Here is a 20,575-nt window from a genome sequence, read left to right as displayed (position 1 = left end):
CGCGGATCAGGCCGGCCCGAAGCGGCCGACGCCGCGGGCGCGCAGGGCCGCCGTGACCTCGGCGAGGATCACCGGATCGTCGATCGTCGCGGGCATCGGCACCTCGACGTCGGTGGCCAGCTTGCGCAGGGTTCGACGCAGGATCTTGCCGGAGCGGGTCTTGGGCAGGCGCCCGACCACCACGGTGCGCTTGAACACCGCGATCGGCCCGATCTCCTTGCGGACAGCCGCGACGAGCTCGTTCTCGAGCTCCGTGGGATCGAGGCGGAAGCCGTCGGCGAGCACCAAAAAGCCGATCGGGACCTGGCCGCGCAGCTCGTCGTCGATGCCGACCACGGCGCACTCGGCCACGGCCGGGTGCTTGGCGACCACGGCCTCCATCTCGCCGGTCGACAGGCGGTGGCCGGCGACGTTGATCACGTCGTCGATGCGCCCGAGGATGAACACGTAGCCGTCCTCGTCGATGTAGCCGCCGTCGCTGGTCAGGTAGTAGCCCGAGTAGCGAGACAGGTAGCTGTCGAGGAAGCGCTCGTGGTCGTTCCACAGCGTGCTGAAGGCGCCCGGGGCCAGGGGCAGGCGCACGGCGATGTCACCGGTCTCGCCGGCCTTGCACTCGCTACCGTCCTCGTGGAGCGTGACCACCTCGTAGCCGGGCACGGACTTGCCGGCGCTGCCGGCCTTGACCGGAGGTGCGCCGAGCTTGCGCCCGTAGGCGACCATCGGCCAGCCGGTCTCGGTCTGCCACCAGTGGTCGAGGATCGGCTTGCCGGTGCGCTCCTCGAGCCACGCGAGGGTGGGCGGATCGAGGCGCTCGCCGGCCACGAAGATCGAGCGCAGGGCCGAGAGGTCGCGGCCCGCGAGCCCCTTGGCCTCGGGGTCTTCCTTGCGGATCGCCCGGAAGGCCGTGGGCGCGGTGAAGAACACGTTGACTTTGTGCTCCTCGATCACCCGCCAAAAGGCGCTCGCGTCCGGGGTCTTCACCGGCTTGCCCTCGTAGAGGATGGTGGTGCAGCCGGTCAGCAGCGGGGCGTAGACGATGTAGCTGTGGCCCACGACCCAGCCGACGTCGCTGGCCGCCCAGAACACCTCGCCGGGCTCGACGCCGTAGATGTACTCGAGGCTGTAGCGCAGGGCCGTGGCGTGGCCGCCGTGGTCGCGCACGACGCCCTTGGGCCGGCCGGTGGTCCCGGAGGTGTAGAGCACGTAGAGGGTGTCGCCGCCGGCCACGGGCACCGGGGCCGCGGGCTCGGCCCGCTGGACCAAGGTCCGCCAGTCGAGCTCGCGCTCGCCGAGGGTCACGGGGACCTGATCGCGCTCGAGGACCACGACGTGGTCGGGCTGGTGCTCGGCGTGGCCGAGGGCCGCGCGGACCAGGGGCATGTAGGGGATGACCTTGGCGCCCTCGATGCCGCAGCTGGCCGTGAGCAGCACCCGCGGCGTGGCGTCGTCGATGCGCGTGGCCAGCTCGGGCGGGGCGAAGCCGCCGAACACCACGCTGTGGATGGCGCCCAGGCGAGCGCAGGCGAGCATCGCCATGGCCGCTTCGGGGACCATGGGCATGTAGATGATCACGCGGTCGCCCTTGGTCACGCCGAGGCTCTGGAGCGTGCCCGCGAGCCGAGCGACCTCGTCGCGCAGCTGCGAGAAGGTCCAGCTGCGCTTGGTCTCGGTGACCGGCGAATCGTAGATCAGCGCGAGCTGGTCGCCGCGGCCTTGCTCGATGTGATAGTCGAGGGCGAGGTAGCAGGTGTTGAGCGCGCCGTCGGGGAACCACGTCCACGAGCCGTCTTCGTGGCGCTGCAAGGTGGTGGAGGGCCGCTCATACCAGGCCAAGCGAGCGGCCTGTTCGGCCCAAAAACCCTCGGGATCGGATTGCCAGCGTTCGAAGTCGGACATGGTCTAGCTCCGCGCCGAGTCTACTCCACGCGAGCTCTTGGATGCGCTTCGCTAGCGCGCGCTCGTTGGCGATCGAGTGCGAACGAACGTGCACGATGACGAGAGCCAAATGCAACGATGTGTTCGTCCACGGTTTTCGACGGGCTTCGAGTCGCCTGTGAAGATCGCCATGCTCGGTCGCAAACATTGTTCATTTTGATTCTGAGCGGTTCGAGGCGAGCGGCCGACGAGCCCGTGGAGATCAGCTCGTCGCCGCGGCTCGACGCCGTCTTGGAGACGACAACCGTCGCGCTTCGCCCCGCGACGCGACGCCGAAATTTTTTCAGGCGATCGGTCGAGCCCGTGGATGGCTCCACGTGGATGACTCAGAGGTGCTTGGCGGCCTCGCGCCGCGACAGGCCGCTGAGGCGATCACCCATGCGCGTCGGCCCGACGCGCTCGCGCAGCCACAGCCCACCGACGAGGTGCGCCGCGAGCTCGTCGACGAAGTCCCACCACGCGTCCGCGCGGATCATGTCGGCGTAGATCGGCAGGATCTCGAGGGGGGCGATCAGGAGTCCCGGAGGATTTTGCGACGCAAGGAGACGATCCGTGGCCGCGCGCCGTTGCCCATCGTGAACCCGAGGCCATGGCGGACGAGCTCGGTGATGTAGATGTCTCCGCTGTCGTCGAAAGCGATGCCGCGGCTGCGCAGGTACTCGAGACTACTTTCGTCGAGGTTGAGCTTTTTTGCTTTAAAGGGGATCTGTTTGTTGCCGGGTGGTGCAGCTTCGATCTTGGAGAAGATCCCGGCGAGGCGCTTGTCTTCTTCTTTGAGCTCCTCGACTTTCTCCTTGCCCCAGTCCTCGAGGGCTTTGCGCATCGCACGAGGATCGAGGATGCGATCTTCGAAGCGCGCGTCTTCGTCGATCGATCGCTTCGCGGCGTGGTGGACCATTCGGACGACGTCGCGGGCCTGGATCTGCCCCTGAAAGTCACTGAGGGCGCCGGTAACCCAGGCCGTGGAGCGAGCCTCGCGAGAGCGTGCACCTCCTAGCTTCTTGCCCCACAGCTGCTCGAGGAGCGCGTCGCGCTGCGGCTCGGGGAGCGCTGCGACGGCGGAAGCGCCATCGTCGAGGTGGAGGACCTGGGCCTGGACGGCGAGCCAGATGGCGAGCTTGAGCGCGGCGTCGTGAGACCAGCGCAGGGCGTAGTTTTTGTAGCGATCGAGAAACTGGAGCGTGTTTTGTGGAATCGCAGGGCGCACGAGATCAGGCCGGATCAAGACGATGAGGCCGACCTGGTTGCCGAAGGTGTGCGTGAGCCGCTCGGGGACGTTTTGTAACAGCGCACGAAGGGCCATGCATTCGCTGGTGTTGTCCATGAAGTCCCCAAACAGGTCCTCGAGGCCGTCGACGACGAAGACGACCTGACGGGCGCCATCCGTGTTGAGAAATTGGGGGAGCTGTTGCCCTGCGCCCGCGACATTGGGCTGACAGCCGAGGCGCCAGGCCATGACGTCGAGCCAGAGGTCGCGCCACTGGCTGACCTTCTCGCTGCCGGATTCGACCTCGTCGCGGATGCGTTCGCTGAGCGTGTAGGTATCGACGCGCCCGTCGCCAAATTGACGGTCGAGCTCGTCTTCGAGCTCCTCTAGGCGGTTGCGTGCGGTCTCGTCGATTTGCCGCGGGCTGACGAGCGGGACGATCATCGGCCCGTCGATGTCGGACTCGGACGTTGGCTGATCAGATGCCTGCGCGACGAAGCTGGGCCAGGTCCGCGCGAGAACGAGCTGGAAAAAAGTATAGGTCTTACCGGCCCCTTTTGCGCCCGCGATGACCACGAGGGGGAGCTTGGTGCGGTGATCGAGCGCCAGGCGCGTGAGCGGGTCGATACGCAGGAACCCCGCGGCCTCGCCCCGCTCAGCGAAGATCTGCTGCTCGGCGCGGGCGGCCAGCTCTTCCCGTGCCTTGGTGATGGTGATCGGGAGGCTGTCGGGTTCTGGCTGGGCGTGCTCCCCTACGATGGGGGAACGCTCGAGGATGACGCGCAGGCGCTCGCTGAGGCCGGCCTTGCGGAGTGTTTCGAGGGTGCTGTTCCACTCGAGAGGGAGGGTGACGAGGTCCAGCTCGTATCCGCTGACGACGATCTCGGGCAGGTCTCCCTCGGACGAGAGCGAGCTGTCCTCATCGCCGGACTCGGGCTGGACGAGGACCGCCGCGCTCAGAGACTCCCGGGCCCTGACGAGTCGATCACTCTCGCGCAGTTCCGCGGGCACGTGGCTGATCACGAAGTGCGTCGTCGAGGAGGAGCGTGGGCCGAGGTCGTGGGAGAGGTGCTTGGCGACTCGCTCGATCCCGAGCAGAGACTGTTCACTCATGCTCGTGACGAGGACCCGAAAAACGCGGGGATCGAGCAAGATCCCCGCAGAGAGCTCGCTGAGACCCGCGCGCAGGTCGATGATGATGGCGCTGACGCCAAGCTTGGCGCCGAGGCTGACGAGGAGCTCCGAGATAGCGAAGGCCGAGCGCCCCGCGACGAGCTGATCGGGCCGGATGTCGAGGGTCTCCCAGCGGAAGTCATCGCGGAAGGAGGGCAGGACGTAGATGCCGTGATCCTCCTGGTTGGCGAGGCGATCGGCGACGATCTTTACGCTGGTCTTTGCCGCGGGATCCTCATCGCCATGGGCGAGGACCAGCAGGTCGGCATAGCTGACCGCAGGCTCGGGGTAGCGATCTCGAATGTGCCAGCTCAGCCCGGGCGCTTCGAAGTCGCCGTCGATGAGCAGCACCTTTTGTTTTGTCTGCGAGACAGCCTCGAGGGCGAAGGCGAGAGCATGGGTGGTGCGGCCGACTCCACCTTTGTAGCTGTGGAAGGCGACGATCGGCGGATCGTAGAAGTCGTCGTCGCTCTCGTTCGAGAGCGGGCTGGGAGCGGGGAGATGCAGCGGACGCGCGAAGCTGGGGATGTAGCGCGCAGCGGGGGGCGAGGCCTCGGGGTCTTCGCTGACCTCGACACGCAGCGGGAGGCGAATGCCCGAGTCGAGGCGAAGCTCGTTGTTTTGTGCATCGACACGCTGCGCGAACACCTCTTCGGTAGCGAGCCAGCGCAGCACCTCGCGTTCGCCTTCGGCCGAAGCCACGTGCAGGCGCAGGCTCATCCAATAGGCTTCGACCCAACGCAGGGCTGACGGCCAGTCGCCCGAGCGGTGGAGCTCCTGGAGCCTCTGTTCGACGTCGACCCAGGTCATGAGCTCACGGCGGGTCACTGGACGCCTCCTTGCTCGTCGAGCCAGGTGATCGCCTTCGCTAGTGTGCGCGCCAGAGGACTTGAAGGGTCTCAGGCGCCGGACCGCCGGTCGCTGACGAGGCGCGAGGAGGGAGTTTGTCGGGCACAAATGACTGACGAGCAACGAAGTCAGCGGCCGGTGCTCCAAGCCTGGGGCCCTTCAAGTCCTCTGGCGCGCACACTAGCCAGTCATCGAGCGCGTCTCGGTCCTGGGGATCGAGGTCGGCCCCGTAGCGCAGCGCCTCGTGGGCCCGATGGATGGGGACATGTGTTCCCTTCGACCTTCGGCGTAGCCCTGGGACTGCGCCGACTGCCGTGGCCGGGAGCTTCAGCGCCTTCACACCAGACTCGAGGTCGTGGCCGTTTTTGCCGAACGCGCCTTCGGGAATGTCCTTCGTCGTCGAGCGATGGTTGTCGAGCAAATACTTGGCCTTGAGCCCGCACTCGAGCGCGTAGACGCGCAGCAACACGGCGCTGCGGCTAGGCTTGGACGTGCCAGAGACGAGAGAGCGAGCCTGGTCTCGATGGCCCTCGAAGGCGCTCTTCAGCTCACCCAGGGTAGCGTCGATACGTGCTGCCATTGCCGCTGCTCCTCGCTCAGCCCGCCTCGACCAGCGCCGCGATCGCCCGGCGGGCGTGGACGCGGAGCATCTGGCGGCGGTAGGGCGCCTCGTAGGGCACGTTCTCCAGCGGCTTGCACTGCTTGTGCACGGCCCCGGCGACGATCTGCGCCACGGCGGGGTCGCGCAGGGCCTTGCCCACGGCCTCGTCGAGCCGGGCGACCTGGCGCGGCTTGGCCCCGAGCACGCCCGCGACCACGCGCAGATCGGTGATCGCCGCGTCGACGGAGTCCTCGGCGAGGTCGAAGCGCAGGGCCAGGGAGATCAGGGGAAAGTCGATGCTCTGGCGCACCGTCCACTTGGCGTAGGCGCAGCGCCGGGCCGCGGCGGGCAGGGGCAGGCGCAAGCCGGTGGTCAGCTCGCCGTGTTCGCGGACCGTGTGGCGCAGGCCGTCGGCGCGGAAGTAGTCGGCGGCCGGGACCACGCGGGTGCCCTCGGGGCCGGCGAGCTCGACCTCGGCGTCGAGGCTGATCAGCACCGGCACGCAGTCGCTGCTCATGGCGGCCACGCAATTGCGGCCCTTGGGGACCACGTGGCAGACATTGCCCTCGGACTTGAGGCAGCCGCCGCCCAGGGCGTCGCGCCAGAACTTTGTCTGGTTGACGTAGCGACAGCGCGTGTCGAGGTTGAGGTTGCCGCCGAGGGTGCCCATGTTGCGGATCAGCGGGCTGGCGACGAGGCCGGCGGCGGTGGCCAGGCTGGGGAAGTGCTCGCGGACCAGGGGGTGCTCGGCGACCTCGGTCAGGGTCAGGCCGGCGCCCAGGTAGAGCGTGGCGGGCTCGCCGTCTCCACCCCCGGACTTGGCCGCGAGCAGCTCGGCGCGGCGCAGCTCGGCCACGCGGGCCAGGCTGATCAGCGCGGGCGGCTGGTCGAGGTGGTGCTTGAGGTTGGGCAGGATGTCCGTGCCGCCAGCGACCAGGCGCGCGCCGGGGCGCTCGCGCAGCAAGGTGATCACCGAGGCGATGTCCTCGGGCAGCTCGATGCCGAATTGCGGGAGGCGAAGCATCAGGCGCTCCTCCGATCGTCGTGGTCGCCGGTGAAGCCGGGTGGGCGGCGCTCGGCCTTGAACGCGGGCAGCTCACCGCTGCGCTCGCGCTCGAGGCGTCGCTCGATGGCCGCGAGCACCTTGGGCGGAGAGAAGGGCAGGGTGTCGAGGCGCACCCCGACGGCGTCGTAGATGGCGTTGGCGATGGCCGGGATGCTGGGGTGCAGCGGGCCCTCGCCGGCCTCCTTGGCCCCGTAGGGTCCCTGGGCGTCGGGCGCCTCGACGATCAGCGCGTGCAGGTCGGGGGTGTCGAGGAAGGTGGGCATGCGGTAGTCGAGCAGGCTCGGGCCGATGTGCACGCCGTTGTGCGCCGGGTCGACGGCGTGGCGCTCCATGATCGCCTCGCCGAAGCCCATGTAGGCCGAGCCCTCCATCTGGCCCTCGACGATCTTGCGCGAGAGCGCCCGGCCGCAGTCGTGGGCGACCCAGATGTTCTGGACCGCGACCACGCCGGTCTCGGGGTCGACGTCGACCTCGGCCACGTGGGCGGTGAAGCTGTAGGCCGGCGAGGCGCCGATGGTCCCGCCGCGGTAGCTGCCGTGGCGATCCTTGGGCGTGTTGTAGCTGCCCACCTCACCGAGCAGGCCGTTGTCGGCCTCGGCCCACTGGAAGGCCTCGGCGATCGCCACGCTGCGCGCGGGGTCCTCGAGGTCCATGGCCTTGCGCTCGATCAGCGTGACCCGCTTGGCGGGGATCTCCCAGCGCTTGGCGACGGCGGCCCGGACCTTGCGGCGCAGCTTCTGGGCGGCGTCGAGGCAGGCGTTGCCGACCATCAAGGTGATCCGCGAGCTGTAGGCGCCGAGGTCGACCGGGCACAGGTCGGTGTCGGCCGAGAGCACGCGGATGTCGTCGAGCTCGAGGCCGAGCTCCTCGGCGACGATCACCGCGAGCATGGTGTTGCTGCCCTGGCCGATGTCGTTGGCGCCCGAGAACACCCGCGCGCGGCCGCTGCGGTCGAGGCAGACCTGGACCGCGGCCTGGGGCATCTCGTTGGGGTAGATCGGGTAGTTGGTCCCGGAGATGTAGGTGCTCCCGGCCAGGCCGAGGCCACGGCCGTAGGCCAGCTCGGCGCGGCGCTGCTTCCAGGTCGAGGCCGCCTCGACCCGGGCGAGGCACTCCAAAAAGCCGTTGCTGCCGATCTCGAACTCGTTGACCGTGCGCGTGTTCGGGCCCATGTCGTTGCGCCGGCGCAGCTCGAAGGGATCGAGGCCGAGCTCGACGGCCGCCTTGTCGAGCTGGACCTCGATCGCGAAGCGCGGCTGGACCGAGCCGTGGCCGCGCTTGGGTCCGCAGGCGGGCTTGTTGGTGTAGGCCCGGGTCGAGTGGAAGCGGTAGGTGGGGAAGTCGTAGGGCGAGCACAGCAGCTGGCCCGAGTAGTAGGTGGTGACCAGGCCGAAGCTCGAGTAGGCCCCGCCGTCCAGGAAGGTGCGCGCGGCCACGCCGGTCAGCTTGCCCTCGCGGGTGAAGCCGGTGCGGTAGTGCATCTTCATCGGGTGGCGGCCGCGGTGGGCGTAGAACACCTCTTCGCGGGTGTAGAGGCACTTGACCGGGCGGCCGGTGAGCAGCGCGAGCTTGGCCACGCAAAACTCGAGGTCGAAGGGCTCCGATTTGCCACCAAAGGCGCCGCCCAGGGGCGGCTGGATCACCCGGATGGTGTGCGCCGGGCGGGCCAGGACCTTGGCGAGCTCGCGGTGCAGGTAGTGCGAGACCTGGGTCGCCGACCAGACCGTGAGCAGGCCGTTGGGCTCGACCATGGCCACGGCGCAGTGCGGCTCGATGGCCCCGTGGGTGGTGCCCTCGAAGAAGTAGTCGCCCTCGATCACCAAGTCGGCGTCGGCGAGGGACTGGTCGACGTCGCCGAACTCGAGGACCACGTTCTTGCTGAGGTTCCCGCGCTTGGCGTAGGGGTTGATGGTGACCTCGCCGGCGAGGGCCTCCTCGGGGTCGTAGTAGGCCGGGAGCGGCTCGTAGAGCACCTCGATGGCCGCGCACGCGGCGTTGGCCGTGTCCTCGTCGACCGCGGCCACGGCCGCGACGCCGTCGCCCACGTAGCAGACCTTGCCCACGGCCAGGGCGGTCTCGTCGGGGGTCCAGGGGATGATGCCGTAGGGCACCGCGAGGTCCTCACCGGTGATCACCGCGAACACGCCCTCCATGGCGAGGGCTCGGCTCGCGTCGATGCGCAGGATCTTGGCGTGGGGGTGAGGGCTGCGCAGGATCTTGCAGTGCAGCAGACCCGGGAGCTTGAGGTCGTCGGTGTAGCGGGTGATGCCCCGCATGCGCTCCATGGCGTCGACCTTGCGGTGGGTCTTGCCCAGCTGCCAGCGCGTGGGCTCGGACTCGGGCTCGTGCTCCGGCTCCAGCTTGGTCACCGAGGCCAGGGTCTCGGGGTCTCGCTCGTCGTGTGCGTCGGACATGCTCGGCTCAGCTCCCGGCCTGGGCGATCGCGGCCTTCTCGGAGCCCGCGGGGTCGGTGGCGTACATGCGCTCGCTGGCCTCGACCACGGCGTCGATGATCTTGGTGTAGCCCGTGCAGCGGCACAGGTTTCCGGCCAGCGCCGCGCGGACCTCGTCGCGCTCGACGACCCGGGCGCGCTCGCGCAGCAGGGCCTCGGCGCTCATCAAGATCCCCGGGGTACAAAACCCGCACTGCGCGGCGTCGTGGCGATCGAAGGCGTCCTGGAGCGGGTGGCTGCCGCCGCGGGAGGCCTCGGTCCAGCTCAGGCCCTCTACCGTGCGGATGTCACGGCCCTGGACGGTCGCGGCCAAGGTCAGGCAGGCGAGCACCGGGCGCCCATCGACCTGGACCGTACACGCGCCGCAGTCGCCCTTGTCGCAGCCTTGCTTGGAGCCGATGAGGTCGAGGTGATAGCGGAGCACCTCGAGCAAGGTCCAATGGCTGGGGGCCGCCGCGGACACCGCCTCGCCATTGATCCGAAGAGAGAGCAGGGTTTGAGCCACGAGGGCTAGGTTCGCGCCCGTCCGCCGCCTTCGCAAGCAGGCCCCCGGGGCGAAAGCGTGCGAAAGCTCCAGCCCTCGACTATGTTGGTAGCAACGATGGTGCATCGGATCTGCTCGCGGCTCGCGCTGGTCTCGCTGACTGTGGCCGTGCTCGGATGCCAGCAGATCGTGTTCGTCAGCGATGACGGGGGTGGTGACGATGGTGATGGCGGGAGCACCACGATCTGGGTCCCCGACGATCAGGACGAGGGCGGCTGGGCAGATCAGTCGAGCCCCAACCCCGAGACCTCGACCGCCGAGCTCGGCGATGACGATGGTGACGACGGCCCGCCGAAGCTCGACGTGCCCGGCGGCGGCCCAGCCTGCAGCCTCGTCGATCTCCTGTTCGTGATCGACGATTCGAGCAGCATGCTGGCCGAGCAGAACAACCTGATCGCCAGCTTCGACGGCTTCGTTCAGGGCATCCAGGAGAACCTCGACGAGGCCAACGACTATCACGTCGGCGTGGTCACGACCGACGCCTACGCGCTCAACGATCCCAGCTGCCGCAGCCTCGGCGCCCTGGTCACCGCGGCCGAGCTCGGCCCCTGCGGCCCGTGGGCGGCGGGCCGCTTCATCACCCTCGCCGACGAGCTCGAGCCGGCCTTCGTGTGCGCGGCCTCGGTGGGCATCGAAGGCGACGGCGACGAGCGCCAGGTTGGTGCGCTGCTCGAGGCCGTCGGCCCGAGCCACGCGGGCGAGGGCGGCTGCAACGCGGGCTTCTTGCGCGACGACGCGCTGCTCGTGGTCGTGCTCGTCAGCGATGAGGATGACGGCGGCTCGTCGATCCCCGGCGAAGACGGCAGCTTCGGGGAGCCGCAGCAGTGGTTCGACGCCCTCGTGGACATCAAGGGCGTCGAGACCAACGTCGTCATGCTCGGGCTGATCGGCGTGGCGCCGCCCAACGCCTGCGACCCCAACGATCCCTACGAGCTGTCCAAGCCCGGCTACCGCCTGCGCAACTTGATCGAGCGCTTCAGCTACGGCGAGGTCGGGGACGTGTGTATCGACGACTACGGGCCTTTCTTTGGCCAAGCGCTGGGACTGATCAAGGCCGCCTGCGAGAGCTTCACGCCTGTTGGATAAAAATGGCTCGGTCTCGACGTGCCGTGTCAGGGCGACACACCGATCTCCACGTGATCTTGCGTGTCCCCTATCGCCACAACTAGCCCCTAGGCATGACGGATCCTACAGCTACACATCGATCGCGAGTGTCCGCGATGAAAACCGAAGGTCACGCGCTCGCGGGCGGGACACGCTGTTCTCACCTTGATGTTGGCTGTGTGAAGCCTTCCACGCGCAACTCTCGTTGCGCATGATCGGGCTCGGATCCTTTGCTCGCCGAACCTCGGTGCCCGTCCTTGGGCCAGTTGCGCTGCGATCCCTGAGCCTCTAGGTTGCGTCGCACATGGACGCGGCTACCGAGCAGGGTGTGAAGTGCTTCGAGATCTACCGGCGAGACAACGGGCGCACGGGGATCTCCAGGCGGCTGCACCACGACCCCGCGACGGGGCGCAGCTGGGTGCTCGAGGTTCATGAGAAGAGCGGCGCGCGTGGAGACTCGCTGCGGGTCGAGACGGAGATCGACCTTGAGGACATGGAGCCCGAGGAGCGCATGCGCTACGAGCTGCGGCTGACGGCCGAGCTCGCGGCGGAGCGAGCGGCGCGGCCCTTGTTTTGAGAGTGTGGGCTCGCAGCTTTGGCGCGAGCCCAAATAAAACGAGCGCGGCCGCAGCCCCAATCTCGAAGTTCGAGATGGCGCGCGGCCGCTGCTGATTGGGCCTGACTCAGGTCGGATCAGGCTTGATCAGGTCGATTCGGGCCCGACTCAGGCCTGCTCCTGCTCCGCCCGCATCTGCGCCGACACGACCGTCAGCGCCGACATGTGCACGATCGCGTCGATCGAGCAGTCCCGCTCGAGCACGCTGATCGGCTTGTCCATCCCGAGCAGCACCGGACCCACCGCCGGAACGTCACCGAGCTCGCGGATCAGCTTATAGGCGACGTTCCCCGCCTCGAGGCTGGGGAAGATCAGCACGTTCGCCGGCCCGCTCAGCCGCGTGAAGGGATGGTTGAGCTTCTGCAGGTGGTAGTCGAGGGCGACGTTGGCCTGCATCTCGCCCTCGACCTCGAGATCCGGGCGCCGGGCGCTGAGCAGCTCGACGGCGGTCGAGACCTTGTCGACGGTCTCTCCCCGGGCCGAGCCAAAGTTCGAGTAGCCGAGCATGGCCACGCGCGGCTCGACGTCGAAGCTCTTCTTGGCCGCGTCGGCGACCATCTCGGCGACGTCGGCGAGCAGCTCGGCGTCGGTCTCGAGGTTGACGGTGGTGTCGCCAAAGAAGAGCAGGCCGCGCTTGTGCAGCATCAGGTACATGCCGGCGACCCGGCGCACGCCCGGGGCCATGCCGATGATCTGCAGGGCAGGGCGGATGGTCTCGGGGTAGGAGTAGCGGATGCCCGAGACCAGGCCGTCGGCGTCGCCGCGCTCGACCATCATGGTCCCGAAGTAGTTGCTGCGCTGCATCAGCGCCCGGGCCAGGGTCGCGTCCACGCCCTTGCGGCAGCGCAGGCGGTAGAGGTCCTCGGCGTAGGCCTCGAGGCGCTCGTCGCTGCGCGGGTCGACGATGTCGTAGCCGCTGGGGTCGAGCTCGAGGTCGCTCTTGGCCGCGACGGCGGCGATGCGATCGGGGTGACCCAGGAGGATCGGGCGGCAGATCTTCTCGTCGATCATCACCCGGCAGGCCTCGAGGATGCGCGGGTCCTCGCCGTCGGTGAACACCAGGCGCTTGGGGTCTTGCTGGGCGCGACGGACGAAGCGGCGCAGCACGGCCGTGGACCCGCCGAGCAGGTGACGCATGCGGTCGCGGTAGGCGCTCTCGTCGAAGGGGGCCTGGGCGACGCCGCAGTCGACGGCGGCCTTGGCCACGGCGGGGGCGACCCACTGGATCACCCGCGGGTCGAAGGGCTTGGGGATGATGTAGTTGCGGCCGAAGGTGAAGTCCTCGCCGTAGGCCTTGGCGACGACCTCGGGCACGTCCTTGCGGGCGAGCTCGGCGAGGGCCTTGGCGGCGGCGCGCTTCATCTCCTCGGTGATGTGCGTGGCGCGGACGTCGAGGGCGCCGCGGAAGATGCCCGGGAAGCCGAGCACGTTGTTGACCTGGTTGTCGTAGTCGCTGCGCCCGGTCGCGACGATGGCGTCGGGGCGGGCCTCGCGGGCGACGTCGTAGGGGATCTCGGGCTCGGGGTTGGCGAGCGCGAAGATGATCGGGTCGGGGTTCATCTTGGCCAGCATCTCGGGCTTGACCAGGCCGCCCACGGACAGGCCGAGGAACATGTCGGCGCCGTCGAGGGCGTCGGTCAAGCTGCGCTTGTCGGTCTCGCGCGCGAACGCCCGCTTGCTGTCGTTGAGGTCCTCGCGCTCGGTGTGGATCACCCCCCGCGAGTCACACATCAGCAGGTTCTCGGGGCGGATGCCCAAGGAGAAGTAGAACTGCGAGCAGGCCACGGCCGAGGCCCCGGCGCCGCTGACCACGACCTTGATGTCCTCGAGCTTGCGCTTGGTCAGGGCGGCGGCGTTGATCAGCGCCGCGCCCGAGATGATCGCCGTGCCGTGCTGGTCGTCGTGGAACACGGGGATGCCCATGCGCCGCTCGAGCTCGCGCTCGATGTAGAAGCACTCCGGGGCCTTGATGTCCTCGAGGTTGATGCCGCCAAAGGTCGGCTCGAGGGCAGCGACGCACTCGATCAGCTTGTCCGGGTCGCCGCCCGTGTCGATCTCGATGTCGAATACGTCGATGTCGGCGAACTTCTTGAACAGCACGCCCTTGCCCTCCATGACCGGCTTGGACGCGAGCGGCCCGATGTTGCCGAGGCCGAGCACGGCGCTGCCGTCGGATACGACCGCGACGAGGTTGGCGCGCGCGGTGTAGAGGCTGACGGTGCTCGGGTCCTTGGCGATCTCGAGGCAGGGCTCGGCGACGCCGGGGGAGTAGGCGAGGGAGAGGTCGCGCTGACTGGTCAGCGGCTTGGTCGGGACGACGGCGATCTTGCCGGGGCGACCGTGGGTGTGGAAATCGAGGGCTTCCTTGCGGGAGAGCTTGGCCATCTCGGGGGCAGACTAGCCTCTCGCGTGCTCGGCGGACAGCGAGGACTCGGTACCAGGCATCGTCCGCGACGCGGACGAGGACCCCTCGACCGTGTGTTGGGGGTGGGCTGGCCACCGGGTCTTCAGCGTGCGCGCGTGCATGGGCCTGCGCGCGCAGGGGCGTTCACGGAAGATCGATTGGCGTGGCGATCGTGCTACGTGCGAGACGATCGTCGCCGCGGGCGGCGACGGCTTCGAACACCCCGTCGGCGATCTCGAACACGCGCCACTTTGGCAGGTCGAGTTGGGCGACGAGGCGCTCGAGCACGAGGGCCTCGAGCTCGGTCTGGCGCTTGCCCTTCCACAGCTTGTCGGCCAGGGCGACGAGCAGGTCCTCCAGGCTGCGGGTGTGGGGCGCGGCCCGCCAGTCGCCATGGGTGACGCAAAACCGGGCGAGGTGCTCGGGGAGTCCGTGGGCCAAGAGCAGCTCGCGGCCGGCGGCTTCGTGGGCCGAGCCTGGGCCCGAGAGCTCAGCCGGGTGTTCGATCTTGCCGGCGTCGTGGAGGGCGGCGCCGATCTGCACGGCGCCGGCGTCGAAGCGCGCGCCGAGCCGGCGACGCAGGCCGTCGCAGAGCTCGACGGCGGCCTCGAGCACGAGCTCGTGGTGACGGACCAAATGTGCGGAGACGCCGAGCTCGACGAGGAAGGCGAGAGCGTCGGCGCCGGTGGCGATCATTGGTCGAGCCGTTAGCGGTCGAACAGTTATCGGTCGAGCAGTCGGTGGAGGTTGGTGCGCTCCCAGAGCACGGCCTCGGCGTACTGCTCGAACTTGGCCTCGGCCTGTCGGAAGGCGCGGGTGTGATAGACCCGGCGACCGTCGACCACGGGCATGTCGTGAATCTCGTGGAGCATCTCGTGGTAGACGACCCAGGCCACGAAGAAGCGCGGGACGTCGGTGGCGTCGAGCACCGGGTGGACGCGGATCAGCGCGTCCTCGACGGTGTAGCTGCCGAGCTTGATCGAGCTGCGCCCGGGCTTGCGCCGGGTCCGGGGGCCCCAGGTGATCCGCGCCTGGATCGCGCCGCCAAAGTAGTGGGCGTTGAGCTCGTCGAAGATGTCCTGGAGGTTGTGGTGCTTGCCGGCGACGTCGAGGACCACGGGGCGCGGCGCGCTGCGCTGGCGGATGGCGTCCTCGTTGGCGTCGATGAAGTCGCGGACGAGCTCCGAGGCCTCGCGGTCCTGGGCCTCGGCGTAGTTGGCCACGGCGCGCAGGACCATCGGCGGGGCGTCGATGAACATGTGGTGCAGGCGGAAGGTGAGCACGCCCGCGCCGCGCTTGACGGAGAGCATGGTCCGCAGGTTGTCGGTGATCACCACCCGCGCGCGACCGCGGCGCAGGTAGGCGCCCAGGCGGTGCTCGAGCTCGACGCGCAGGACCTCCCGCTGGCCAGCGGGGAGCTCGGGGTAGTCGAGGTCGGGCTCGAAGGCGTCTTCGGCGGGATCCTCGAGGGGCAGGGGCTCGTCGTCGGCTCGCTGGGTGGGCGCGCCGTGGGCGGGCACCAGGCTCAGGTCGGCTTTGCGCGACGCTGCGGGGGAGCGCGACATGGTCTCACGGGTGGGCGAGAGGGCCCGGGCGGCGGTGTACAGGCTCGATCCGTCCAAGGTCAGGGCTCACGAGCGCGTCGAGGTGGGGGCGACGCGCCGGCGAAGCATAGGAGCGTCGCTTGGGGTGATCGAATTTCGCGGATCGCTGGGGCGCGGCGGGGACGATCATCGTGAATTTGCGTCGAGGGCCGGTTGTGGGCAGGGGTGCTAGCTTCACTGTGCCACAGCTGGCTGTGTGCACGTCATCCGTGCCAGACAAGGAGCTTCGATCGAGCGTGAACGCCGAGCCTCAGACCCTGACCATCCTGCTCTTCGCGGGCCTGCGCCAGCGGGCGGGCACGGACGCCCTGAGCCTGCCCCTGGCCGGCCCGGGGGCCGTGACGGTGGCCGCCCTGCGCCGGCAGATCGCGGCGGCCCACCCCGATCTGGCCGCGGACCTGAACCATTGTCGGGTGGCCGTGGATCAGGCCTTTGTCGACGAAGACGCCGAGGTGCGGGCCGGCCAGGAGGTTGCGCTCATCCCGCCAGTCAGCGGAGGACACGACGGGCCCCAGGCGAAACCCGTGGATCTGCGGGGAGAGCGGTCGCGGCTGTGCGACGCGCCCCTGGCCCTCGCCGAGGTCATCGCGGCGGTCGAGCACCGCGGGGCCGGCGGGGTGGCCACGTTCACGGGCAACGTCCGCGAGCACAGCCGCGGCAAGCGGGTCCGCTACCTCGAGTACGAGGCCTACGCGCCCATGGCCGTGGCCAAGATGGACGAGATCGCCCTGGGCGTGGAGGCCGAGTTTCCGGGGGCGCGGGTGGCCGTGGCCCACCGCGTGGGGCACCTCGAGATCGGCGAGAGCGCGGTGGTCATCGCCGCCAGCGCGGCGCACCGCGACGAGGCCTTTCGGGCCTGCCGGGCGGTGATCGAGCGCCTCAAGCAGGACGTGCCGATCTGGAAGCGCGAGGTCGACAGCGAGGGTGAGGCGTGGATCGGCCAGGGCCCCTGAGCGAGGGCTCGCGGGGCCGCGGCGAGAAAAAATGTGGGGAGATGAAAAAAGCCTGCACGCGTCGGTGGCCGCGGCCGAAGACAGGGGGCCATGACCCAACTCTCCACGCAACGCCTCCCCCGCGAGGTTGACCCCAACATCCGCCTGGCCCTCGAATTCGAGGACGGGCGCCGCCACTCGCTCCCCCACGGTCGCCCCCTGGTGCTCGGCAGCGACCCGGACTCGGACCTGCGCCTGCACGATCCCTTCGTCAGCGCCGCCCATGCCCGGGTGCACTTCGCCAAGGACGAGGGCTACGTGATCGAGGACCTCGACTCGACCAACGGGATCGCCGTCGACGGCGTGTCCGTACACCGGGCGACCCTCGAGCCAGGCATGGCCGTGGCGCTCGGGCGCCAGCGCATGCTCGTCACCCGCGTGGACCAGCACGCCGACGAGGCTCGACCTCGACGCACGCGCGCGCAGGTCGACCTGCGCCAGAGCGCGCACCGGCTCGTCGGTCGCAGCGACGCCATGATCGAGCTGCGCCGGACCCTCGAGCGCCTCGCGGCCTTGCCCCTGCCGGTGCTGATCCACGGCGAGACCGGCACGGGCAAGGAGCTCGCGGCTCGCACCCTGCACGAGTTCGGACCGCGCGCGGAGGCGCCCTTCGTGGCGCTCAACTGCGCGGCCGTCCCCGCGGGCTTGTTCGAGTCGGAGCTCTTTGGTCACCGCCGCGGCGCGTTCACGGGTGCGCACCGCGATCACGCGGGCGTGTTCTTGCGCGCCGAGCAGGGCACGGTCTTCCTCGACGAGGTCGCCGAGCTCCCCGCTGCGGCCCAGGCCAAGCTGCTGCGCGTGCTCGAGACCCGCCTGGTCTGCCCGGTGGGGGGCGATCGTGAGCTCGAGATCCGCTGCCGGATCGTCGCGGCCACCCACCGTGACCTCGGCGCGATGGTCCGCGATGGGCAATTTCGCGAGGACCTCTATCACCGCCTGGGGGTCGTCGAGGTCACGCTCCCGCCCCTTCGTCGCCGGCGCGCAGACATCCCCGTGCTCCTCGATCACTTCGTCGGGCTGGCCGCGGCGGAGCTCGAGCGCGAGGTCTCGCTGTCGAAGGCGGCGGCCGCGGCGGCCATCTCTCACGCGTGGCCGGGTAACGTGAGGGCGCTGCGAAACGCGGTCTTGCGCGCGGCGGCCCTGGCAGACGGGCCGATCTCCGCGGAGCTGCTCTTGCCCCGCGCGCGCCAGCCCGTCGTGCGTCGCTCGGACTCGATCGCGGTCCCGAGGGGGGACTACGCGAGCATGCACGCTTCCTTGCTTCAACAGGTCCTCCGCGAGGAGGGCAGCATTCGCAAGGCCGCGCGCACGCTGGGTGTTCCGCGGAGCACCCTCGGCGCGTGGCTGAACAAATTGGCGAGCGCCTAGGAGCCCGTGGTGGAACCCAGCGCGGCTCCTGGCGCCGGGTTTTTCGTCGAGGGCGCGAAGCCAAAACCCCGCTGTACCGGGCGTACTGCAAGTTTTGGCGACAAAGCCCTCGGCGAAAAGACCAAGCCAGGTGTCGTGTTGGGTTTCACCACGGGCTCCTAGTACGACTTGATCACATCCGCGAGGGCCTGATCGGTGGCCCCCGTGGGTCGATGTCACGTCCGCACATGGGACAGTGACCCAGCAAGTGAAGCAGGACCACTTGTAGCAACGCTCGGAATGCCTGGATGGTCAGCCCCGGCTCGGCTCGCTGTGCTTTCCGCCTCCGGGTCCTCCGGGGAAAAAATCACGCGGTGGAGCGTGAGAAAGGCGTGAGCCGCGGCGACCAGGGCGACGTGGTGGTGGAAGCCTCGCCATGTTCGTCCCTCGAAGTGGTCGAGGCCGAGCTCCCCTTTCATCTCCTGGTAGTCCCGTTCGATCCGCCAGCGAAGCTTGGCCAGGTAGACCAGCCTCTTGACCGTGGTCTTCGCGGGCAAGTTCGACAAATAAAACGCGGTTGGCTCCTTCTTCTTGTAGGACCACTCACACAGCAGCCACTGCACTTCACCCGGTGGGTGCCCTGACCGATGCCGGTGCGCGGTTCGGATGCGTAGCACCGCGAAGCGCCGCCGCTGAGGCCCGCGCGTCCCGTGGCGCCATTCGACGTGACGGAAGCGCCTGGCAGGCAAGCTCTTCGCCAGCTCTTCGACCGAGACGGGCTCGACTCCTTCGGGGGAGACCCACTTTGTTCGTGGCCGCCCCCTGGTGCCGGGAGCTTTGGACGGAGGAGGGCTCGGGCACGTCCCTGGCGGCCATACGACCGCGTTGCCGGAGATGCGCAGTACGTAGTGGAGCCCGCGTTCTTCGAGTCCCTTGCGGAATTCCGTCGAGTCGCCGTAGGCCGCGTCGGCGAGCACCGGTCGAGGCGCGAGCCCCCATTCGAGGGCGCGGTCGAGCATGCCGAGGCCGAGCTCGAGCTTCGTTTGATGGGAGAGCTCCTCGGGGACGCCTGCCTTGGTCCGGCGCCTTGGGTCGTTGGCCCAGACCTCGGGAAGAAACAAGCGCATGCCGATGCAAGCGCCGCCCGCCTCGCTGGCGAGGTGGAGGCTTGCTGCGACCTGGCAATTGTCGACGCGGCCCATCGTCCCCGAGTACTGACGCTGTACCCCGACGGAGTGCTTGCCCTTCTTGGGGAAGCCGGTGTCGTCGATGACGAAGGCGTCGAGGCCCGGGAGCTTGTCCTCGACGCGCAGGGCGAGTCGGCGAAACAGCTCCCACTCGTCCCAATCAGCGATCGTGATCGCCTGCTGGAGTCGCTGGCGGATGGCTTCGCTGTCACCGGGCGCGGCTGCGAGGCGCTGAGCGATGGGCACCATGCTCTTGCGCTCGCCATCGAGGAGAAGCCCACGCATGTAGTTGGCGAGGGCCTCGCGCCGCTCGCTGCGACCCATCTGATGAGTGATGTAGCCGAGAAACTCCTCGAGTTCGGCCCCCACCCGGGAGATTTGTTCTGGAGTCACCCCCGCAGCAGATCACAGCTGGGGATCGTTGTCGATCCCCATCTGACCAAGTAGTCCTAGAGCCGCTCTAGAGAGCCAAACTCGGGGGGGAAGGCGCCTGAGCCGCTTGGTCTCCCCCTCCCCGTGTCCTCGGGTCATCGCGCTGGTCCTCGACGAGCGCGGTGATTCTCCGCGTCTCAATTCCCCAGTCGATGCCGCGTTGGGTCTGGTTGCGGTGGCCGGAAACAGTCTGCTAGGTTCTCCCCGCGCCATTTGGGTGCCCACCTCTGGAACACAGATGACCTCCAAGATGCTCGACAAGAACCGCCCCGATCTCGTTGCTGAAGCCCACTGCGATGGCCCCTGCGGTGTCTACGATCCCTCCTCCGCGCGCATCGCCGCCGAGGCCGCGCGCTCGATGACCAAGAAGCTGCTCGCGCTGGAACCCCCGACCCCCGGAGACCTCCAGGCGAACGCCAGCTACCACAACACCTTCAGCCGCTACGTCGCGATCAAGGAGGAGCAGGCGGACATCGCCAAGCGTGAGCTCATCATCCTGTGGACCGACTACTTCAAGCCGCCGCATCTGAAGGACTACCCCGATCTTCACGAGACCTTCTGGAAGGCCGCCAAGCTGTGCTCGTCGGTCAAGGTCGAGGTCAACCAGGAGCACGCTGACGAGTTGATGGCCGTCATCGAGAAGATCCACGAGATCTTCTGGGCCACCAAGAACCGCGACGTCCCCTGGTACGTCGCCAGCTGAATCGAGCTCCCAGCTTCGTGTCGCCCGAGAGCGTGGAGCCACCGAGTCATCTGCTCGTCGCCGTGAGCGGATCCTCGATGGCGCCAGCCCTGCTCTCGGGCGATCAAATTGTGATCGACACCCGGGCCAAGCCCCAAGTCGGAGACATCGTGGTCGCTCGTCATCCCTACCGAACCAACGTCCATGTCATCAAGCGCCTCGTCAGCTTCGACGAGCGAGGGCGTGCGCGCCTGGAGGGGGACAACCCGAGCGAGAGCACCGACAGCCGGACCCTCGGCCTCTTCGAGCCGGCGCTGATCCTCGGGCCGATGGTCGAGCACCTGCCCGCGAGCGGGGGGGAGCGCTGATGCTGCCCTTC

The 20,575-nt window shown here is 68.7% G+C and carries 17 protein-coding genes; 6 read left to right on the top strand and 11 right to left on the bottom strand.

Features of this window, described 5'->3' with window-relative positions:
* Positions 1–6: 6 nt before the first annotated feature.
* The 7 genes from G6O69_RS33405 to G6O69_RS33375 form a co-directional block, all read right to left on the bottom strand.
* Positions 7–1,896 carry an AMP-binding protein gene (locus G6O69_RS33405; RefSeq protein WP_172307523.1) on the bottom strand — a complete coding sequence of 630 codons (1,890 nt, stop codon included), beginning with the start codon at positions 1,894–1,896 and terminating at the stop codon, positions 7–9.
* Between the two features lie 365 nt (positions 1,897–2,261).
* The gene (locus G6O69_RS33400) at positions 2,262–2,411 is read right to left on the bottom strand and encodes a hypothetical protein (RefSeq protein WP_172307522.1); all 150 of its coding nucleotides are present in this window, start codon (positions 2,409–2,411) and stop codon (positions 2,262–2,264) included.
* 35 nt (positions 2,412–2,446) lie between these two features.
* A complete protein-coding gene (locus tag G6O69_RS33395) occupies positions 2,447–5,143 on the bottom strand; it encodes a ParA family protein (RefSeq protein ID WP_172307521.1) in 2,697 nt (898 codons plus the stop codon).
* A 40-nt stretch (positions 5,144–5,183) separates the two neighbouring features.
* A complete protein-coding gene (locus G6O69_RS33390) occupies positions 5,184–5,744 on the bottom strand; it encodes a hypothetical protein (protein WP_172307520.1) in 561 nt (186 codons plus the stop codon).
* A gap of 16 nt (positions 5,745–5,760) precedes the next feature.
* The gene (locus G6O69_RS33385) at positions 5,761–6,789 is read right to left on the bottom strand and encodes an FAD binding domain-containing protein (protein ID WP_172307519.1); all 1,029 of its coding nucleotides are present in this window, start codon (positions 6,787–6,789) and stop codon (positions 5,761–5,763) included.
* Positions 6,789–9,245 carry a xanthine dehydrogenase family protein molybdopterin-binding subunit gene (locus tag G6O69_RS33380; RefSeq protein WP_172307518.1) on the bottom strand — a complete coding sequence of 819 codons (2,457 nt, stop codon included), beginning with the start codon at positions 9,243–9,245 and terminating at the stop codon, positions 6,789–6,791. The genes G6O69_RS33385 and G6O69_RS33380 overlap by 1 nt, the downstream gene beginning before the upstream one ends.
* A 7-nt stretch (positions 9,246–9,252) precedes the next feature.
* Positions 9,253–9,789, bottom strand: a complete 537-nt coding sequence (locus G6O69_RS33375; protein ID WP_346017115.1) for a (2Fe-2S)-binding protein — start codon at positions 9,787–9,789, stop codon at positions 9,253–9,255.
* A gap of 96 nt (positions 9,790–9,885) precedes the next feature.
* Between G6O69_RS33375 and G6O69_RS33370 the strand changes: the two genes are divergently transcribed.
* Both G6O69_RS33370 and G6O69_RS33365 read left to right on the top strand, forming a co-directional pair.
* A complete protein-coding gene (locus G6O69_RS33370; protein ID WP_172307516.1) occupies positions 9,886–10,914 on the top strand; it encodes a hypothetical protein in 1,029 nt (342 codons plus the stop codon).
* Positions 10,915–11,236: 322 nt separating this feature from the next.
* Positions 11,237–11,509 (top strand): hypothetical protein, encoded by a 273-nt coding sequence (locus G6O69_RS33365; RefSeq protein WP_172307515.1) that lies wholly within the window; start codon positions 11,237–11,239, stop codon positions 11,507–11,509.
* A gap of 147 nt (positions 11,510–11,656) precedes the next feature.
* On the opposite strand, the gene G6O69_RS33360 is transcribed toward G6O69_RS33365, so the two are convergent.
* The 3 genes from G6O69_RS33360 to G6O69_RS33350 all read right to left on the bottom strand — a co-directional run bounded on the left by G6O69_RS33360 (position 11,657) and on the right by G6O69_RS33350 (position 15,574).
* Positions 11,657–13,933, bottom strand: a complete 2,277-nt coding sequence (locus G6O69_RS33360) for an NADP-dependent malic enzyme (RefSeq protein ID WP_172307514.1) — start codon at positions 13,931–13,933, stop codon at positions 11,657–11,659.
* Positions 13,934–14,096: 163 nt separating this feature from the next.
* Entirely contained in the window at positions 14,097–14,648 is a 552-nt protein-coding gene (locus G6O69_RS33355) for an HD domain-containing protein (RefSeq protein WP_172307513.1), read from the bottom strand.
* A 26-nt stretch (positions 14,649–14,674) separates the two neighbouring features.
* Positions 14,675–15,574, bottom strand: a complete 900-nt coding sequence (locus tag G6O69_RS33350; protein ID WP_176397238.1) for a hypothetical protein — start codon at positions 15,572–15,574, stop codon at positions 14,675–14,677.
* Between the two features lie 218 nt (positions 15,575–15,792).
* On the opposite strand from G6O69_RS33350, the gene moaD reads away from it, so the two are divergent.
* Together moaD and G6O69_RS33340 are read left to right on the top strand one after the other, a co-directional pair.
* On the top strand, positions 15,793–16,509 hold the full coding sequence (moaD, locus tag G6O69_RS33345; RefSeq protein WP_172307511.1) for a molybdopterin converting factor subunit 1: 717 nt from the start codon (positions 15,793–15,795) through the stop codon (positions 16,507–16,509).
* 90 nt (positions 16,510–16,599) lie between these two features.
* Entirely contained in the window at positions 16,600–17,916 is a 1,317-nt protein-coding gene (locus G6O69_RS33340) for a sigma 54-interacting transcriptional regulator (RefSeq protein WP_172307510.1), read from the top strand.
* Positions 17,917–18,131: 215 nt separating this feature from the next.
* On the opposite strand, the gene G6O69_RS33335 is transcribed toward G6O69_RS33340, so the two are convergent.
* Positions 18,132–19,475 carry an IS701 family transposase gene (locus tag G6O69_RS33335; protein ID WP_172302544.1) on the bottom strand — a complete coding sequence of 448 codons (1,344 nt, stop codon included), beginning with the start codon at positions 19,473–19,475 and terminating at the stop codon, positions 18,132–18,134.
* 277 nt (positions 19,476–19,752) lie between these two features.
* Here G6O69_RS33335 and sodN point away from each other — a divergent pair, with 277 nt between their 5' ends.
* Together sodN and sodX are read left to right on the top strand one after the other, a co-directional pair.
* Complete coding sequence (gene sodN / locus G6O69_RS33330) at positions 19,753–20,217, top strand: superoxide dismutase, Ni (protein WP_255215941.1); 465 nt, start codon at positions 19,753–19,755, stop codon at positions 20,215–20,217.
* A gap of 17 nt (positions 20,218–20,234) precedes the next feature.
* The gene (gene sodX / locus G6O69_RS33325) at positions 20,235–20,564 is read left to right on the top strand and encodes a nickel-type superoxide dismutase maturation protease (protein ID WP_346017114.1); all 330 of its coding nucleotides are present in this window, start codon (positions 20,235–20,237) and stop codon (positions 20,562–20,564) included.
* The last annotated feature ends 11 nt before the right edge of the window (positions 20,565–20,575 follow it).

The sequence above is a fragment of the Pseudenhygromyxa sp. WMMC2535 genome, from assembly GCF_011083025.2.
The sequence above is the reverse complement of the archived record's forward strand: the minus strand, read 5'-3'. Positions and strand labels throughout refer to the sequence as shown.

Excerpts from the sequence above, each read along its gene's own strand:
- sodN (WP_255215941.1), top strand. The coding sequence starts at position 19,753 with ATGACCTCCAAGATGCTCGACAAGAACCGCCCCGATCTCGTTGCTGAA.
- G6O69_RS33355 (WP_172307513.1), bottom strand. The coding sequence starts at position 14,648 with ATGATCGCCACCGGCGCCGACGCTCTCGCCTTCCTCGTCGAGCTCGGC.
- G6O69_RS33405 (WP_172307523.1), bottom strand. The coding sequence starts at position 1,896 with ATGTCCGACTTCGAACGCTGGCAATCCGATCCCGAGGGTTTTTGGGCC.
- G6O69_RS33380 (WP_172307518.1), bottom strand. The coding sequence starts at position 9,245 with ATGTCCGACGCACACGACGAGCGAGACCCCGAGACCCTGGCCTCGGTG.
- G6O69_RS33365 (WP_172307515.1), top strand. The coding sequence starts at position 11,237 with ATGGACGCGGCTACCGAGCAGGGTGTGAAGTGCTTCGAGATCTACCGG.
- G6O69_RS33400 (WP_172307522.1), bottom strand. The coding sequence starts at position 2,411 with ATGATCCGCGCGGACGCGTGGTGGGACTTCGTCGACGAGCTCGCGGCG.
- G6O69_RS33370 (WP_172307516.1), top strand. The coding sequence starts at position 9,886 with ATGGTGCATCGGATCTGCTCGCGGCTCGCGCTGGTCTCGCTGACTGTG.
- G6O69_RS33360 (WP_172307514.1), bottom strand. The coding sequence starts at position 13,933 with ATGGCCAAGCTCTCCCGCAAGGAAGCCCTCGATTTCCACACCCACGGT.
- G6O69_RS33340 (WP_172307510.1), top strand. The coding sequence starts at position 16,600 with ATGACCCAACTCTCCACGCAACGCCTCCCCCGCGAGGTTGACCCCAAC.
- G6O69_RS33385 (WP_172307519.1), bottom strand. The coding sequence starts at position 6,789 with ATGCTTCGCCTCCCGCAATTCGGCATCGAGCTGCCCGAGGACATCGCC.
- G6O69_RS33390 (WP_172307520.1), bottom strand. The coding sequence starts at position 5,744 with ATGGCAGCACGTATCGACGCTACCCTGGGTGAGCTGAAGAGCGCCTTC.